The sequence below is a fragment of the Micromonospora humi genome, assembly GCF_900090105.1.
In the GTDB taxonomy this organism is placed as follows: Bacteria; Actinomycetota; Actinomycetes; order Mycobacteriales; family Micromonosporaceae; genus Micromonospora; species Micromonospora humi.
In genome coordinates this window covers 64094-79598 of record NZ_FMDM01000007.1, presented here as the reverse complement: position 1 = coordinate 79598, position 15505 = coordinate 64094, and the positions used below count along the sequence as shown (strand labels likewise).

14 protein-coding genes and 1 pseudogene are annotated in these 15505 nt (G+C 73.8%); 8 read left to right on the top strand and 7 right to left on the bottom strand.

Features of this window, described 5'->3' with window-relative positions:
- Nucleotide 1 precedes the first annotated feature (1 nt).
- Both GA0070213_RS15315 and GA0070213_RS15310 read left to right on the top strand, forming a co-directional pair.
- Entirely contained in the window at nucleotides 2-583 is a 582-nt protein-coding gene (locus tag GA0070213_RS15315; protein ID WP_091063477.1) for an isochorismatase family protein, read from the top strand.
- Nucleotides 584-622: 39 nt separating this feature from the next.
- Entirely contained in the window at nucleotides 623-1867 is a 1245-nt protein-coding gene (locus GA0070213_RS15310; protein ID WP_091063474.1) for an MFS transporter, read from the top strand.
- Nucleotides 1868-2391: 524 nt separating this feature from the next.
- On the opposite strand, the gene ctaD is transcribed toward GA0070213_RS15310, so the two are convergent.
- Entirely contained in the window at nucleotides 2392-4149 is a 1758-nt protein-coding gene (ctaD, locus tag GA0070213_RS15305) for an aa3-type cytochrome oxidase subunit I (protein ID WP_091063471.1), read from the bottom strand.
- Nucleotides 4150-4277: 128 nt separating this feature from the next.
- Nucleotides 4278-5384: an FAD-dependent monooxygenase gene (locus GA0070213_RS15300; RefSeq protein ID WP_091063467.1), complete on the bottom strand. Its 1107-nt coding sequence runs from the start codon at nucleotides 5382-5384 to the stop codon at nucleotides 4278-4280.
- Between the two features lie 222 nt (nucleotides 5385-5606).
- On the opposite strand from GA0070213_RS15300, the gene GA0070213_RS15295 reads away from it, so the two are divergent.
- The gene (locus GA0070213_RS15295; protein WP_091063463.1) at nucleotides 5607-6740 is read left to right on the top strand and encodes a glycoside hydrolase family 12 protein; all 1134 of its coding nucleotides are present in this window, start codon (nucleotides 5607-5609) and stop codon (nucleotides 6738-6740) included.
- 62 nt (nucleotides 6741-6802) lie between these two features.
- On the opposite strand, the gene GA0070213_RS15290 is transcribed toward GA0070213_RS15295, so the two are convergent.
- Entirely contained in the window at nucleotides 6803-7585 is a 783-nt protein-coding gene (locus tag GA0070213_RS15290; RefSeq protein ID WP_091063460.1) for an aldo/keto reductase, read from the bottom strand.
- Nucleotides 7586-7662: 77 nt separating this feature from the next.
- On the opposite strand from GA0070213_RS15290, the pseudogene GA0070213_RS15285 reads away from it, so the two are divergent.
- Nucleotides 7663-7974: pseudogene (locus tag GA0070213_RS15285) on the top strand (DNA ligase-like domain-containing protein); the annotation flags it as partial.
- Nucleotides 7975-7983: 9 nt separating this feature from the next.
- Nucleotides 7984-9147, top strand: coding sequence for a threonine synthase (locus GA0070213_RS15280; RefSeq protein ID WP_091063457.1), 1164 nt, complete (start codon nucleotides 7984-7986; stop codon nucleotides 9145-9147).
- Between the two features lie 58 nt (nucleotides 9148-9205).
- On the opposite strand, the gene GA0070213_RS15275 is transcribed toward GA0070213_RS15280, so the two are convergent.
- The 3 genes from GA0070213_RS15275 to GA0070213_RS15265 all read right to left on the bottom strand — a co-directional run bounded on the left by GA0070213_RS15275 (nucleotide 9206) and on the right by GA0070213_RS15265 (nucleotide 10874).
- Nucleotides 9206-9598, bottom strand: a complete 393-nt coding sequence (locus tag GA0070213_RS15275) for a cupin domain-containing protein (protein WP_091063455.1) — start codon at nucleotides 9596-9598, stop codon at nucleotides 9206-9208.
- Nucleotides 9599-9837: 239 nt separating this feature from the next.
- Nucleotides 9838-10242: a hypothetical protein gene (locus GA0070213_RS15270; RefSeq protein WP_091063454.1), complete on the bottom strand. Its 405-nt coding sequence runs from the start codon at nucleotides 10240-10242 to the stop codon at nucleotides 9838-9840.
- Nucleotides 10243-10409: 167 nt separating this feature from the next.
- A complete protein-coding gene (locus tag GA0070213_RS15265; RefSeq protein WP_091063452.1) occupies nucleotides 10410-10874 on the bottom strand; it encodes a septum formation initiator in 465 nt (154 codons plus the stop codon).
- A 105-nt stretch (nucleotides 10875-10979) separates the two neighbouring features.
- On the opposite strand from GA0070213_RS15265, the gene GA0070213_RS15260 reads away from it, so the two are divergent.
- The 3 genes from GA0070213_RS15260 to GA0070213_RS15250 all read left to right on the top strand — a co-directional run bounded on the left by GA0070213_RS15260 (nucleotide 10980) and on the right by GA0070213_RS15250 (nucleotide 13866).
- The gene (locus GA0070213_RS15260; RefSeq protein ID WP_091063451.1) at nucleotides 10980-11672 is read left to right on the top strand and encodes a response regulator transcription factor; all 693 of its coding nucleotides are present in this window, start codon (nucleotides 10980-10982) and stop codon (nucleotides 11670-11672) included.
- Entirely contained in the window at nucleotides 11669-12952 is a 1284-nt protein-coding gene (locus GA0070213_RS15255) for a sensor histidine kinase (RefSeq protein WP_091063449.1), read from the top strand. The genes GA0070213_RS15260 and GA0070213_RS15255 overlap by 4 nt, the downstream gene beginning before the upstream one ends.
- 263 nt (nucleotides 12953-13215) lie before the next feature.
- Nucleotides 13216-13866: a PepSY domain-containing protein gene (locus GA0070213_RS15250; protein WP_139128680.1), complete on the top strand. Its 651-nt coding sequence runs from the start codon at nucleotides 13216-13218 to the stop codon at nucleotides 13864-13866.
- A 185-nt stretch (nucleotides 13867-14051) separates the two neighbouring features.
- Here the strand turns inward: GA0070213_RS15250 and GA0070213_RS15245 are convergent, their stop codons facing one another.
- A complete protein-coding gene (locus GA0070213_RS15245; protein WP_091063440.1) occupies nucleotides 14052-15410 on the bottom strand; it encodes a cellulose binding domain-containing protein in 1359 nt (452 codons plus the stop codon).
- Between the last annotated feature and the right edge of the window lie 95 nt (nucleotides 15411-15505).

Genomic DNA, 15505 nt, shown 5'->3' with positions numbered 1-15505 from the left:
GATGGCGAACGCCTTGATCATCGTGGACGTGCAGAACGACTTCTGCGAGGGCGGTTCCCTCGCGGTCGGCGGCGGGGCCGGGGTGGCCGGTGGCATCTCCCGGCTGCTCGCCGCCGAGCCCGACCGCTGGGACCACGTGGTCGCGACGAAGGACTACCACGTCGACCCGGGGGCGCACTTCGGCGACCCGCCGGACTTCGTCGACTCCTGGCCCCGGCACTGCGTGGTCGGCACGTCCGGCTCCGAGTTCCACCCGGAGCTGGCGACCGGCCGGGTCGAGGCGATCTTCCACAAGGGCGAGCACGCGGCCGCGTACTCCGGCTTCGAGGGGCACGCGCCCGACGGCGAGTGCCTGGCCGACTGGCTGCGCCGCCACGACGTGGACCGGGTCGACGTGGTCGGCATCGCCACCGACCACTGCGTGCGGGCGACCGCGCTGGACGCCGCCCGGGAGGGCTTCCGCACCACGGTGCTGCTGGAGCTGACCGCCGCCGTCGCGCCGGAGACGCTCGACGTGGCGCTGCGGGCGCTGGACGGCGCCGGGGTGCGGCTGGTGGGCGAGCCTGTGATCAGGACCGCTTGACCAGGTAATCGCTTGCCGTTGTCATACCCGGCGCCCAGGATGGCGCGGGAGGTACGGCCCGTCGTGAACCTGAAGCCTTACCGGGAGGCGCTCGCCCTGCCCGGCCTGCGGTCGCTGCTGCTGGTGTCGGTGCTGGCCCGCGTCCCGCTGACCGCGGTCGGGGTGACGCTGACCTTCTACGTGGTGCTCGACCTCGGTCGGGGCTACGGCGCGGCCGGCCTGGTCGGCGCCGCGTCCACGATCGGCGCCGCGCTCGGCGCGCCGCTGCTCGGCCGGCTGGTCGATCGCCGCGGGCTGCGGCCGGTGCTGCTGCTCTGCACCGTCGTCGAGGGCATCTTCTGGGCCGCCGCGCCCAGCCTGTCCTACCCCGTGCTGCTGCCCACCGCCTTCCTGGCCGGGCTGCTCGCGCTGCCGGTCTTCTCGGTGGTCCGCCAGTCGATCGCCGCGCTGGTGCCGGCGGAGCGACGCCGCCCGGCGTACGCGCTGGACTCGATGTCGGTGGAGCTGTCGTTCATGGTCGGCCCCGCCCTCGCGGTGGCCCTGGCCACCGCCGTCACGCCGCGCCTGACGCTCTGGGCGGTCGGCGCCGGCATCGTCGCCTCCGGCATCTGCTTCTGGCTGCTGAACCCGCCGACCCGGGCGGCCGACGAGCCGACCGGGCCGCAGCGTCCGGTGCCGCGCCGCGAGTGGCTCACCCCGCGCCTGCTCGCCGTGCTGGCGGTCAGCCTGGCTGCCACGCTGGTGCTGGGCGGCACCGACGTGGCCGTGGTGGCGGTGCTCCGGGCCGGCGGCGAGGTCGGCTGGACCGGCGCGGTGCTGGCCGCCTGGGCGGTCGCCTCGCTGGTGGGCGGCTTCGCCTACGGCGCGGTACGCCGTTCGTTCTCGCCGCTGGCGCTGATGGCGGCGCTCAGCGTCACCACGATCCCGGTCGGGCTGGGCGGCTCGCACTGGTGGTTGCTCAGCCTCGCGCTGATCCCGACCGGTGCGCTCTGCGCACCCACCATCGCGGCCACCTCGGACGCGGTCAGCCGGCTGGCCCCGGCCGGCGTGCGGGGCATGGCGATGGGCCTGCACGGCTCGGCGGTCACCGTCGGCATCGCCCTGGGCGCGCCGCTGGCCGGCGCGGTGATCGACGCCTCCGCACCGGCGTGGGGCTTCGTGGTCACCGGCGCGATCGGGTGCCTGGTGGCGCTGGCGGTGCTCCCGGTCGAGCTGCGCCACCGCCGCACCCCGCCGCCCGCCGTCGTCACCCCCGACCCCGACCTGGCCCCCGCTACCCCCTGACGCCTCCCCGCCACCCTCTCCGCGCTGGCACGGGCGGAAGCGCCGCGCGAGCGCCGGGCCGAGTACCCGCCGAGCCCGCCCGGCGTGCCCCGGGCCGGCGTGACCGGGCCGGCGTGACCGGGCCGGCGTGACCGGGCCGGCGTGACCGGGCCGGCGTGACCGGGCCGGCGTGACCGGGCCGGCGTGACCGGGCCGGCGTGACCGGGCCGGCTCCGGAGAAGGGTCTGCTTTTCAGCGGTATACCTCTCGGGCATGTTTATGCCTCTGAGGTATACCGCGGAAAAGTGATGCCTTATCCGGTCGCGTCACGTTCCGTGCGCGAGCGCCGAGCGGATGCGTTCGCCGAGCAGGGGGCGTTCGCCGAGCGCCGCGGGCTGGTCCGGGGACAGCGTGCCACGCCGTGCTCGGCCGTCAACGCGTGGGCGACCCGGACCCGTCGGGCGGGCCCGGCGGGCGGGCGGGACGGAACGGGCGCCGCGCCCCGGGTGGGGTGCGGCGCCCGTTCAGTGGTTCGGCGGGGTGAGTCAGCGCTGGTCGAGGTTCCCGGCGGTGTCCTCCTGGTAGCTGGCGCCACCGTTGACCTCGCTGGTGAGCGGCTTGGCGCCGCCCTCCGGCGGGCCGGCCACGCTCTGCCCGGCGGCCAGCTCGGGGAACTTCGCGTCGAAGGCCGGCCGCTCGGAGCGGATCCGCGGCATCCGGTCGAAGTTACGCAGCGGCGGCGGGCAGGAGGTGGCCCACTCCAGCGAGTTGCCGTGACCCCACGGGTCGTCCACCTCGACCACCGGGCCGGTCTTGTACGACTTCCAGCAGTTCCAGATGAACGGCAGGGTCGAGATGCCGGTGATGAACGCGCCGATGGTGGAGACCATGTTCAGCGTGGTGAAGCCGTCGTCGGCCTGGTAGTCGGCGTACCGGCGGGGCATGCCCTCGGCGCCGAGCCAGTGCTGCACCAGGAACGTGGTGTGGAAGCCGATCATGGTCAGCCAGAAGTGGATCTTGCCGAGTCGCTCGTCGAGCATCCGGCCGAACATCTTCGGGAACCAGAAGTAGATGCCGGCGAAGACGGCGAAGACGATGGTGCCGAAGAGCACGTAGTGGAAGTGCGCCACCACGAAGTACGAGTCGTGCAGGTGGAAGTCGATCGGCGGGCTGGCCAGCAGCACGCCGGTGAGGCCACCGAAGAGGAACGTCACCAGGAAGCCGATCGCCCACAGCATCGGCGTCTCGAAGGTGATCTGCCCCCGCCACATGGTGCCGATCCAGTTGAAGAACTTCATACCGGTGGGCACGGCGATCAGGTAGCTCAGGAAGCTGAAGAACGGCAGCAGCACCTGGCCGGTGGCGAACATGTGGTGCGCCCAGACGCTCATCGACAGCGCGGCGATGGCGACGGTCGCGGCGACCAGGCCCTTGTAGCCGAAGATCGGCTTGCGGGAGAAGACCGGGATGATCTCGGTGATGATGCCGAAGAACGGCAGCGCCACGATGTAGACCTCGGGGTGCCCGAAGAACCAGAACAGGTGCTGCCACAGCATCGGGCCGCCGGTCGCCGGGTCGTACACGTGGGCGCCGATGATGCGGTCCGCGGCGAGCGCGAACAGCGCGGCTGCCAGCAGCGGGAAGACCAGGATCGCCAGCAGGCTGGTGACCAGCATGTTCCAGGTGAAGATCGGCATCCGGAACATGGTCATGCCGGGGGCGCGCAGGGTCAGGATCGTGGTGATCAGGTTGACCGCGCCGAGGATGGTGCCCAGACCGGAGATGGCCAGGCCGACCACCCACATGTTGGCGCCGACGCCCGGCGAGTGCTCGACGGTGCTCAGCGGCGTGTAGGCCGTCCAGCCGAAGTCGGCCGCGCCGCCGGGGCTGATGAAACCGGCCACGGCGAGCGTGCCACCGAAGAGGTAGAGCCAGTACGCGAACGCGTTGAGCCGGGGGAACGACACGTCCGGCGCGCCGATCTGCAGCGGCACCACGTAGTTCGCGAAGGCGAACACGATCGGCGTCGCGAAGAACAGCAGCATGATCGTGCCGTGCATGGTGAAGAGCTGGTTGTACTGCTCGGGCGACAGGAACTGCAGCCCCGGTCGCGCCAGCTCGGCGCGCATGATCAGGGCCATCAGGCCACCGATCATGAAGAACGCGAACGCGGTGACCATGTACATGATCCCGATCTGCTTCGCGTCCGTGGTGCGCAGCAGCCGCGCGATGGCCGACCCCTTGACCGGCTCGCGGACCGGCCAGGGCCGGGTCACGACCGGCTTGGGTGCGACGGTGGTCACGAGTGGCCTCCGGTTCTGGGTTGTCCCGCTCGGCGCGCTGGTCATCGGCGCAGCCGTCATCCGCAAGGAGGATAGTCCCCGGTAGGTGGCCCCGCCGCGTGGGGTGGGCGGCTACGATCTTCGACCCGCTACAGCGGTCCGGTGAGGAGCCGGTAGTGCTCTCCGAAGATCCGCCCGCCGCGCCCGCGCAGCACCGGGTCGCGCAGCGCCGGCGGCACGTCGCGGGTGCGGTTGCGGTCCCGGGTCCGGTCCCGCACCCAGCGGGTACGCGGCCGGCGGCGACTCTCGTACGCGATCAGCGCGGCGTCGACGCTGCCGGCGGCGCGCAGCGACTCGGCGAGCACGACGGCGTCCTCCAGCGCCATGGCGGCGCCCTGGGAGAGGGTCGGCGCGACGGCGTGAGCGGCGTCACCGACCAGCAGCACCCGGCCGTGGAACCAGCGCCCCAGCTCGACCTCCTCGGTGCGCTCCACGTGCACCGTCTCCAGCGCGGCGAGCACCTCCGGCACCGGGCCGCCGTAGTGGCCGAACAGCTCGTGCAGCCGGGCCAGCGGGTCGGCCGGCAGGACGCTCCCGGCCTCGTCGGCACAGCAGTAGAGCCGGCCCGCGCCGAGCGGCACCACGAGGAAGCCGGCCCGCTGGCCGAGCAGCGCGGTCCAGTCGGCGACCCGCGGGCCGCCCTGCACCACGGCGCGGTAGATCACCTGCCCGGCGGCGCGCGGCGGGCCGCCGAGCGCGGCCAGGGTGCGTACCGCGGAGCGCGGCCCGTCCGCGCCGACGACCAGGTCGTACTCCCCGCCGGTGCCGTCGGTGAAACCGACCGCGACACCGCCGGGCAGCGGCTCGACGGTGCTCACCTCGGCGCCGTGCCGGACCGCGCCGCCGGCCCCGGTGAGCAGGACCCGGTGCAGCTCGGCCCGGGGCAGGGCGCGGCACTCCCCCACGCCGGCCCAGAGCGCGTCCAGGTCCACCTCGCACAGCGGCGAGCCGGCGGCGTCGAGGAAGCGCTGCCGGTGGATCACCTCGCCGAGCGGCCGCAGCGGGCCGTCCAGGTCGAGCCGGCGCATCGCCCGGGCGGCGTTGCCGGGGAGGTAGAGGCCGGTGTCGGTGTGTTCGGTGGGTGGCAGCCGCTCGGTGACGTCGGGCCGGAACCCCGCCAGGCGCAGCGCCCGGGCCACGGCGAGGCCGGCGATGCCCGCGCCGACGACGAGGATGCGCAGGGGAGAACCACCCATCGTGGGGTACGCCTCCGGGAGGGGGTCGGAACGCGTCGGAGGCAAGACACTACTCGCCGCAATCAGGCGGCGGAAGTGGCCGCCGACCCGCTCCGCACTCTTCTTAACCGGTTCAGTTGCGCAACGGTTTCAAACATGTAAATGTGTTCTGGTGAACTTGGGAGCGCTCCCGCGCGTACCCCCCGACAGTCCCGGCGCCCCCGCGCCGAACCAAGGAGCATCATGAAGCGTTCACTCAGAGCCCTCGCCGCGGCCGGCCTGCTGGCCGCCGGCAGCATCGTCGCCGTCGCGCTCGGCGGCACCGCTTCGGCCGACACGCAGATCTGCGAGCAGTACGGCTCCACCACCATCGGCGGCAGGTACGTGGTGCAGAACAACCGCTGGGGCACGAGCGCCCAGCAGTGCATCAACGTCACCTCGACCGGCTTCTCCATCACCCGCGCGGACGGCTCCGCGCCCACCAACGGGGCACCGGTCTCGTACCCGTCGATCTTCTTCGGCTGCCACTACACCAACTGCTCCCCCGGCACGAACCTGCCGGCCCAGGTCAAGAACATCAGCAGCGCACCGAGCAGCATCAGCTTCAACTACGTCGGCGGGACCTACGACGCCGCGTACGACATCTGGCTCGACCCGTCGCCCAAGAAGGACGGCGTGAACCAGATGGAGATCATGATCTGGCTCAACCGACAGGGTTCCATCCAGCCCATCGGCTCCCCGGTCGGCAACGCCAGCATCGCCGGCCGGACCTGGGAGGTCTGGCGGGGCAGCAACGGCTCCAACAACGTCATCTCGTACGTGGCGCCGTCCGCCGTCGCCAGCTACAGCTTCGACGCGATGGCGTTCATCAACGACACCCGCAACCGGGGCGCGATCACCAACGACTGGTACCTGACCAGCATCCAGGCCGGCTTCGAGCCGTGGCAGGGCGGCGTCGGCCTGGCGGTGAACTCGTTCTCGCAGAGCGTCAACCTCGGCGGCAACACGCCGCCGACCAGCACGCCGCCGACCAGCACGCCGCCGCCCTCGGGCAACACGGCCTGCACCGTGACCTACCGGTCGACGAACGTGTGGAACAACGGCTTCACCGCCGAGGTGACGGTGAAGAACACCGGCAACAGCACGATCAACGGCTGGACGCTCAACTACAACCTGCCCTCCGGGCAGAACGCGACGAGCGCGTGGAACGCCACCGTGACGCAGAGCGGCTCGGCGGTGACCGCCCGGAACGTCGACTACAACGGCACCCTCTCCCCGGGCGCCTCGACCAACTTCGGCTACCAGGCCACGCTGAACGGCAGCTTCTCCGCGCCGAGCAGCTTCACCCTCAACGGCGCCACCTGCGCCCGAGGCTGACCGTCGCGACACGAGGGGGCGCGGTCCGCACCGGACCGCGCCCCCTCTTCGCGTACGCGGCGTCAGCCGCCGAGCGCGTCGATGTCGCGCATCTCCTCGGCGGTCAGCGAGAACCCGAACACGTCGGCGTTGGCCCGGATCCGCTCCGGCGTGACCGACTTCGGGATCACCACGGTCTCGTGGTCGATGTGCCAGCGCAGCACCACCTGGGCGGGCGACACGTCGTGCGCCTGGGCGATGCGGACCAGCACCGGGTCGGACAGGTCGCTGGTCTTGAACGGGCTGTAGCCCTCCAGCGCCACCCCCCGGTCGCGGTGGGCGACGTGTGTCTGCCTGTCGTACAGCGCCGGGCTCCACCGGATCTGGTTGACCGCGGGCGTCTCCTCGGTGGCCTGGATCAGCTCGTCGAGCTGCGCGATCGAGTAGTTGCTCACGCCGACCGCGCGGGCCAGGTTCTCGTCCCGGGCGGCCAGCATCTCGCGCCACACCGGGATGCTGTCGCCGGGCGCGGGCGGTGGCCAGTGCACCAGCCACAGGTCGACGTGGTCGGTGTCCAGCGCGTCGAGGCTCGCCTCGATGGTCTCCCGCTCCCGGCCGACCCGGTCCGGCGGCAGCTTCGTGGTGATGAAGAGGTCCTCCCGGCGCAGTCCGCTCTCCTTGACCGCGCGCCCGACCTCCTTCTCGTTGCCGTACATGGTGGCGGTGTCCAGGTGGCGGTAGCCGGCGTCGAGCGCGGCGAGCACGGCCTGGTAGCCGTCCTCGCCGGTGGCCTGCCACGTGCCGAAGCCGAGGAGCGGGATCCGGACGTCGCCGGTGAGCGGGAGGGTGGGCTGGTCGAGGTCCATGCCGACGGTTCTACCCCTGATCGCCGCCGCCATGCCGGCGTGTCGCCCGACGCTGACGGAGAATGTCGAGGTGGCGGGTGCGGATCGACCCGGCCGGGCGCCTCCACCCGCCGACCCGGCGCGACGGCCGGTTCCTCGCCGTCGACCTGCGCTGGCTGGAGGGGGTGGCCAGCCTCCACGTGCCGTACGCGCAACGCCGTGGACTGCGCGACGCGCTGGCGCTCACCGGCCCGCACTGGCAGACTCCGCCGTGGTTCCCGGGAGTCGGCGCGGACGCCCTACGGGCCGCCCGTGAGCAGGGGCTCCCGGGAGTGGTGGCGAAGCGTCTCGACTCGGAGTACGAACCGGGCCGGCGCAGTCGGCACTGGCTGAGCATCGACGCGAGCTGAGGACCCACCGTGCACCTGACGCACCTGGAGTGCCCGCGCTGCGGCCTGGACCACCCGGCCGACAAGCTGCAGAACCTGTGCGGGTGCGGGTCCCCGCTGCTGGCCCGCTACGACCTGGCGGCGGTGGCCGCCACCACGACCCCGGAGCAGTTCGGGCTGCGCCCGGCCGACCTGTGGCGCTACCGGGAACTGCTGCCGGTGGCCGATCCCCGGTTCGTCACCACGCTGGGCGAGGGCTGGACGCCGCTGTGGCACGCCCCGGCGTACGGCCACGAGATCGGCGTGGACGAGCTGATCGTCAAGGACGAGGGGCTGACGCCGACCGGGTCGTTCAAGGCCCGGGGTGCGGCGGTCGGCGTGAGCCGGGCCCGGGAGCTGGGCGTCGAGCGGATCGCCATGCCGACCAACGGCAACGCCGGCGCGGCCTGGGCGACGTACGCGGCCCGGGCCGGGATGGGCGCGACGATCGCCATGCCGCTGGCCGCGCCGACCATCTGCCGCCAGGAGTGCCTCGCCGCCGGGGCGGACCTGCGGCTGATCGACGGTCTGATCAACGACGCCGGCCGGGAGATCGCCGCGCTGGTGGCCGCGTCCGGCGGGCGGGTCTTCGACGCCGGCACGCTGCGCGAGCCCTACCGCCTGGAGGGCAAGAAGACGATGGGCTACGAGATCGTCGAGCAGCTCGGCTGGCAGGTGCCCGATGTGATCATCTATCCGACCGGCGGCGGCGTCGGGCTGATCGGCATCCACAAGGCGCTGCACGAGCTGCGCGAGTTGGGCTGGGTGGAGGACCGCCTGCCGCGGCTGGTGGCCGTGCAGTCGACCGGCTGCGCGCCGATCGTGCGCGCGTTCGCGGCCGGCGAGTCGCGGGCCACCCCGTGGGCGGACGCGCACACCGTCGCGTTCGGGATCACCGTCCCCGCCCCGCTCGGCGACGAGCTGATCCTGGACGCGTTGCGGGAGAGTTCCGGCACCGCGATCGCGGTGGACGACGCGGAGATCCTCGCCGACCTGCGCGACTTCGCCGCCCGGGAGGGACTGCTGCTCTGCCCGGAGGGCGCGGCCTGCCTGACCGCGGCCCGGCACCTGCGCGCCGGCGGGTGGATCCGGCCCGGGGAGCGGGTCGTCGTGCTGAACACCGGCGCCGGCATCAAATACCCCGACCTGGTGTAAGGAGGGGCCCCCGCTTAACGCCTGAGGCATAGAAGGGGCCCCTTCTCACCACGCACACTCAGGACGTGGGCGGCTCGTCCTCGCCGGCCTCCTCGGCGGCGTCCGCCTCCTCCTTCGTCTTGTGCACCGCGCCGTCGGCGTGCTCCGGCGGGCCGTAGACGGTGTAGAGCACCAGCGGGTTCGGCCCGGTGTTGACGAAGTTGTGCTTCGTGCCGGACGGCACGACCACCAGGTCGCCGGCGACGACGTCCTTCTTCTCCCCGGCCACGCGCGCCTCACCGGTGCCGCTGACGAAGGTGAGGATCTGGTCGATGCCCTCGTGGACCTCCTCGCCGATCTCGCCGCCCGGCGGAATGGTCATGATGACCAACTGCGTGTGCTCACCGGTCCAGAGCACGCGGCGGAAGTCGGGACTCTTCTCGGCGACGGTCGCGATCGTGAAATGCTCCATGGCCCGCTCATACCCCGTTCGTGCGCCCGCCACGCCGGGAGTGGCAGATGGTGGAATTCCCCACCCGTTCCGGGTTTGACCGCGCCGGGAAGGGGCATCTGCAGGCGACAAGACCGGTGCGAGCTGGACCGGTCGAGCCAGGTCCCCGCTGACGTACCGCCGTACGGCTGCGCCGGTGGGAGACGGCCAGAGCGCGGCGACGCTTCGACCTCCGGGTCGTGCGGCGCCGCGCGCTCGTGTCAGGCGAGCACGGCGAGGTGGAACGGCCGGTCCGCGTGCCCGCTGGCGGCGTGCGTCTCGACGAAGACCGCGTTCGCGATCCCGGCCCGCGGCGCCACCGTGATGACGCCCTGCTGCGCGAGCCCGCCGCCGGTGGCCGGGCCCACCGTCCCGACGTACGCCGCCCGGGCGACGTCCTGGTCGAAGGCGACCTGGTACATCCCCGCGGCGAGCCGGGTGGACGAGGTGGCGCCGAGGCCACGGACGAGGGTGCCGTTCGCGTCGACCACGGCGAACAGCACGCGCGCGGTGGCCGGCAGCCCGGGCGCCGAACCCGAGTCGATCTCGGTGTCGGCGCGCGTCGCCTCGTGCGCGGGCGGGGCCGGCTGACCGGTCGCTCCCCTCCTCGGTCTGGGGCTGGGCATGGTGATCCTCTCTCCCACTGGTGCGCCGGCAGGAGGCGTTCGTGGTGCGTCCGGGCGATCAGCGGCGATCACTTCTCTGCTGTCGACGCTATGTCGCGTCACCGCCGGCCAACCAGCGACAGCACTGTCCGATCACGGACAATTGATGCCCCTGAGCTGCGGAAACGTCAGTCCTTGGCGTCTCTGACCGGCACCGCGTCACGGCAGCGCAGCCGAAGCTCGTACTCCTGCCCGGCGCCGACGAAGCGCACCTCGACGTGGTCGTCGGGTCCGGGGTCGGCGTCCTTCGTCCGATAACCGGGCGCCGGGGACCAGGTCACCACGCGCACGCCGTCGGGTCCGCACTCGGCGAGCACGCTGCCGCCGGCCGTGACGAAGCCGCGCCGGGCGCCGGTCGACGTCGGGGGGCCCGACGCCGCGCCGGTCGGCGTCGCGGCCGGGCTCGCGTCCGCGTCGCCCGGCCCCGGCTCGGGTACGGCGAGCGCGCGTGCCACGTCCTGTTCGGTGCGTACCCCGCCGGCCGTGCCGGTGATGTCCGCGCCCACCAGGTCGACGGCGGCGAGCCCGACGAGCGTCGCCGCGGCGGTCGTGGCCAGCCAGCCGGTGACGGCGAGAAGGGTACGGCGGTCCATGCCCCCGAGTGTGCCCCGCCATCGGGTGGGGCTGGTCCCAGGGCGACCCTAAGGTCCGGTTAAGAGCCCCGGCCACCGGTCCGGGCAGGGGCTATCGTGCGTTGCGTGGCGCGCCTGCTGCTCGTCGAGGACGACCTGACCATCCGCACCCCACTGCTGCGCGCCCTGCGGGAGTACGGGCACGCGGTGGCCGCCGCGTCGACCGCGCTGGGCGGGCTGCGTGACGCCTTGGACGACCGGCCCGACCTGGTCGTGCTCGACCTCGGGCTGCCCGATCTGGACGGTGGCGAACTGCTGCGGATGCTGCGCGCGGTGAGCGCGGTGCCGGTGGTGGTGGCGACCGCCCGCGACGACGAGGTCGAGATCGTCCGCCTGCTCGACGCCGGCGCCGACGACTACCTGGTGAAGCCGTTCACCGCCGCGCAACTCGACGCGCGGGTCCGCGCGGTGCTGCGCCGCTCGGCCACCGGCGGCGCGACGGAGACCGCGCTCGTCGTCGGCGGACTGCGGATCGACAGGCGGGCCCGTCAGGTGACGCTCGACGGCGTACCGGTGGAGCTGACCCCCCGCGAGTTCGACCTGTTGCACCACCTCGCCGGCCGCCCCGGGCAGGTCGTCACCAAGCGGGAGTTGCTCACCGAGGTGTGGCGGATCCCGTACGGCGGGGCCGACAAGACGGTCGACGTGCACCTGTCCTGGCTGCGCCGCAAGCTCGGCGAGAGCGCCCAGGCGCCACGCTACCTGCACACCGTGCGCGGGGTCGGGGTGCGGCTGGACGTGCCGGAGCGGAACCGGTGAGGGGCCGGCTGGCGCTGCTGGTCGCGGCCGTCGGCGTGCTCGTCATGGTCGCGTTCCTGGTGCCGCTGGCCGTGCTGGTGCGCACCGTCGCCGCGGACCGCGCCACCGCCCGGGCCACCGCCGACGTGCAGCGGCTGGTCGCGGTGGTCGGCACCGCCACGCCGGAGACCGTCCGGCTGACCGTGGACCAGCTCGCCACCGACACCGGCCGCGAGGTGACCGTCTTCCTCGCCGACGGCACGGTGCTCGGCGCGCGGGCGGCGCGTACCCCCGCCGTCGTCCTGGCGGCACGTGGGCAGAGCCTGACCGTGGAGTCGGCCGCCGGGCGGGAGGTGGTGGTCGCGGTGCAGGGCCGGCCGGAGGGCACCGGGGTGATCCGCACGGTCGTGCCGCCGGCCGAGCTGGGCGCCGGCGTGACCCGCGCCTGGCTGGTGCTGGCGCTGCTCGGCGCGCTGCTCGTGGTGGTCGGTCTGGTGGTCGCCGACCGCCTGGCCGGCGCGCTGGTGCGGCCGATCTCGGCGCTGTCGGCGGTCTCCCACCGGCTGGCGAACGCGGAGCTGGACGCCCGCGTCGAACCGGCCGGCCCGGCCGAGCTGCGGGAGGTCGCGGGCGCGTTGAACCATCTCGCCGGGCGGATCCAGGTCCTGCTGCGGGAGGAGCGCGAGCAGGTGGCCGACCTGTCGCACCGGCTGCGTACCCCGTTGACGGCGCTCCGGCTGGAGGCCGAGTCGTTGCGCGACCCGGACGACGCCGCCCGCCTGACCGCTGCGGTGGACGGCCTGGAGCGGGCGGTGACCGGCGTGATCCGCCAGGCCCGGTGGCGCAGCGCGGCCGCCGCCGAGGGCAGGTGCGACGCCGCCGCCGTCGTCGGCGAGCGGGTGACGTTCTGGTCGGTGCTCGCGGAGGACACCGGCCGGACCGTCACGCTCGACCTCGCCCCCGGCCCGCTGCCGGTCCGGCTCGGCGGCGACGAGCTGGCCGCCGCCGTGGACGCGTTGCTGGGCAACGTGTTCGCCCACACGCCGGACGGCACCCCGTTCACGGTGCGCCTGGCGGCGGAGGCGGACGAGGTGGCGCTGACCGTGGCGGACGCCGGCCCGGGGCTGCCGCCGGGGCCGGTGCGGCGGGGCGTCAGCCGGGGCGGGTCGACCGGGCTGGGCCTGGACATCGCCGAGCGGGCGGCCGGCGCGGGCGGTGGCCGGCTGGAGCTGTCGACCGGTGCCGACGGCGGTGCCCGGGTGGTGCTCCGGCTCGCCGCCACCCCGCCCGCCCCACAGTGATCGAGCCCCCCTCCCCCGGTGAGGTGTCGGTGGAACGCCATGGGTGTCTGCCGTGCCCTGACGCACCCATGACGTTCCACTCCCGGGCCGGATCGCGAGTGGGTGGCACGCCATGGGTGTCTGCGCTGCGCGGATCGGCCTGGTTCCCGGGTGGCACGTCCGGTTCGCTCAGCCGCCTTAACCCGGCGTTGGCCTTCGGCTAGCGCGGCGCTGACCGGCCGGCGCGCATCGTCGTGGACAGGAACCGAGGAAAGGTGACGACGATGCGACGTACTTCCCTGATGCTGGCGGCGGCCGGTGGCGTGGCCGTGTTGGCGGTGACCGGCGCGGCGCTCGGCGTGGTCGCGGCGGACCAGTCGAGCGGGCGGTCCGCCCCGGTGGCCGTGACGGTGGAGGACAACCCGGCCCGGCAGGGCACCGCCGACGACGGCAGGGTCGGCTCGCGCTCCGGAGCGGACGGCCCGACCCGCACCGGCGCCGAGGACGACCCGGCCGGGTCGTCGAACGCGGTCGAGGACAATCCGGCCCGGCAGGGTCGCGACGACGACGGCACGGGCGTGGCCGGCGAGGACGATCCGGCCCGGCGGGGTCGCGACGACGGCACGGCCACCGCCCCGGCGAGGGGTGGGACGGTGAGCCGGCAGCGGGCCGCCGAGGTGGCGCTGGCCCGGGCCGGAGGCGGAAGGGTCACCGAGGTGGAGGCGGAGACCGAGCACGGCCGTCCGGCGTGGAGCGTCAAGGTCGTGCACGACGGCCTGCGGCACGAGATCAAGGTCGACCGGGAGACCGGCGCGGTGCTGGAGGCCGAGCCGCGACGGACCGGCGCGGACGACCACGGCGGGCGCGGCGACGACGGCCGGGACGACCGTGGCGGGGACGATCACGGCGGCGACCGGCACGGCGACGACGACTGAGTCGCGACCGGCGGCGGCCAGCGCGACGACCAGTCCGCGCCCGACGACCGACGGCCGACGACCGACGGCCGACGCGGCAACTGGACGGCACGACGACTGGACGGCGGCGGACGACGCCGCGCCGGTCGAGCGGCCGACTCGGGTCCGGGCCGGGTGCGGAACCCTCCGCACCCGGCCCGCTCGGGTCACCGCAGCGTGCAGCGCAGCTCGGCCGGCGGCTGGTTGTCGCCGGAGACGACCAGACCCCAACTGGTGACGCCACCGGCGGGCAGCGTCCCGTTCCAGGCGGCGTTCGTGGCGGTGACCCGCGCGCCGGCCTGGGTCGCGCCCGCGTTCCACGCGTTCACCAGCCGCTGTCCGCCGGCGAAGACGACCTCGCTGTTCCAGCCGGTGGCGGCGGAGGTGCCGGTGTTGCGGACGGCCACCTCGGCCTGGAAGCCGCCCGCCCACGCGCCGGTGACCGTCCAGGTCGCCGTGCAGCCCGCACCGGACGGCGGCGGCGTGCCGGTGGGCGTCGGGCTCGGCGTGCCGGTCGGGCTGGGCGACACCGTCGGGCTGGGCGAGCCGGTCGGGCTGGGCGACTCCGTCGGTGACGCCGTCGAGCCGTCCGCCGTGGTGTAGGTGACCGGCGTGTACGCGGCCGAGCAGGTGCCGCCGCACGAGGCCGGCAGCCCGAACCGGTACACGCGGCCGCCGTTGACCAGCGCGCCCGTGACGTCGCGCACCCGGATCTGGAAGTCCGTGCCGCCCGCGGTGGTGGCGCCCAGGATGTACGACTGACCCATGTCGCTGTTCATGGTGGCGGCCCGCCACACCCCGTCGGCCAGGTACTCCACCCCGTGGATGCCGTTGGCCAGGTGGGAGACCGCGATGGCCGGCCAGTAGCGTTGCGCCCCCCGCAGGAACGCGATCCGGATGTCGCCGGAGTAGTCCGGCGCGGGCACGAACGACCAGGACACCCGCCGGTTGTTCCAGTGGTTCGGATAAAGGTCGCCGACCGGGACGCCGGCGCGCGCGAACCGGTTCAACGAGCCGGTGGACAGGTCCAGGTGGTTACGGTCGTCCCGGCACCAGGCGTTGCCGTCACCGCAGGAGTCGGCGACCACCATGGTCAGCGTGGCGCCGTTGTAGCCGTCGGCGACCCACGAGCCGTTGCGGCAGAACGGCTGCCCCGGCGCGCCGTCGTTCGTGCCGGTGCAGCGGTCGCCGATGGTCACCCGGACGAACCGGCCGCAGTTGAGGCCGTTGTTCCACAGGCCGATGCGGTCCGCCTGGGCCGGCGGCAGCGGCCGGACCGGATAGGACGTGTAGTCGCCGGGCAGGTCGTAGACGTTGAGCGCGACGAAGTCCGGCGCGTCCAGTTCGGACTGCGGCAGGCCGCAGCCGCCGTACGGGGAGCCGAGGCCGTCGAAGTGGGTGGCGTTGCCGGTCACCGGCGCGGGCGGGTCGTCGACCGCGAGCGCGGGCAGTTGACCGGCGACGAGCAACGCGGCCGCGCCGGCGGCCAGGGCCGCGACGAGCCGGAGGCGGGACTGCGGGGTCATGGGATCGGCCTTCCGGGCGGGCCGACCCGGGCACGGGGCGGCGCAGGGGTGGTGATGGATGCCCGTCCATGCCCGGCCGTACCCGCGGAGACCAT

Bases quoted from the DNA above. Each gene is read 5' to 3' on its own strand.
- GA0070213_RS15315 (WP_091063477.1), top strand. From the start codon at position 2: ATGGCGAACGCCTTGATCATCGTGGACGTGCAGAACGACTTCTGCGAG.
- GA0070213_RS15310 (WP_091063474.1), top strand. From the start codon at position 623: ATGGCGCGGGAGGTACGGCCCGTCGTGAACCTGAAGCCTTACCGGGAG.
- GA0070213_RS15300 (WP_091063467.1), bottom strand. From the start codon at position 5,384: ATGGGTGGTTCTCCCCTGCGCATCCTCGTCGTCGGCGCGGGCATCGCC.
- GA0070213_RS15295 (WP_091063463.1), top strand. From the start codon at position 5,607: ATGAAGCGTTCACTCAGAGCCCTCGCCGCGGCCGGCCTGCTGGCCGCC.
- GA0070213_RS15290 (WP_091063460.1), bottom strand. From the start codon at position 7,585: ATGGACCTCGACCAGCCCACCCTCCCGCTCACCGGCGACGTCCGGATC.
- GA0070213_RS15275 (WP_091063455.1), bottom strand. From the start codon at position 9,598: ATGGAGCATTTCACGATCGCGACCGTCGCCGAGAAGAGTCCCGACTTC.
- GA0070213_RS15270 (WP_091063454.1), bottom strand. From the start codon at position 10,242: ATGCCCAGCCCCAGACCGAGGAGGGGAGCGACCGGTCAGCCGGCCCCG.
- GA0070213_RS15265 (WP_091063452.1), bottom strand. From the start codon at position 10,874: ATGGACCGCCGTACCCTTCTCGCCGTCACCGGCTGGCTGGCCACGACC.
- GA0070213_RS15250 (WP_139128680.1), top strand. From the start codon at position 13,216: ATGCGACGTACTTCCCTGATGCTGGCGGCGGCCGGTGGCGTGGCCGTG.
- GA0070213_RS15245 (WP_091063440.1), bottom strand. From the start codon at position 15,410: ATGACCCCGCAGTCCCGCCTCCGGCTCGTCGCGGCCCTGGCCGCCGGC.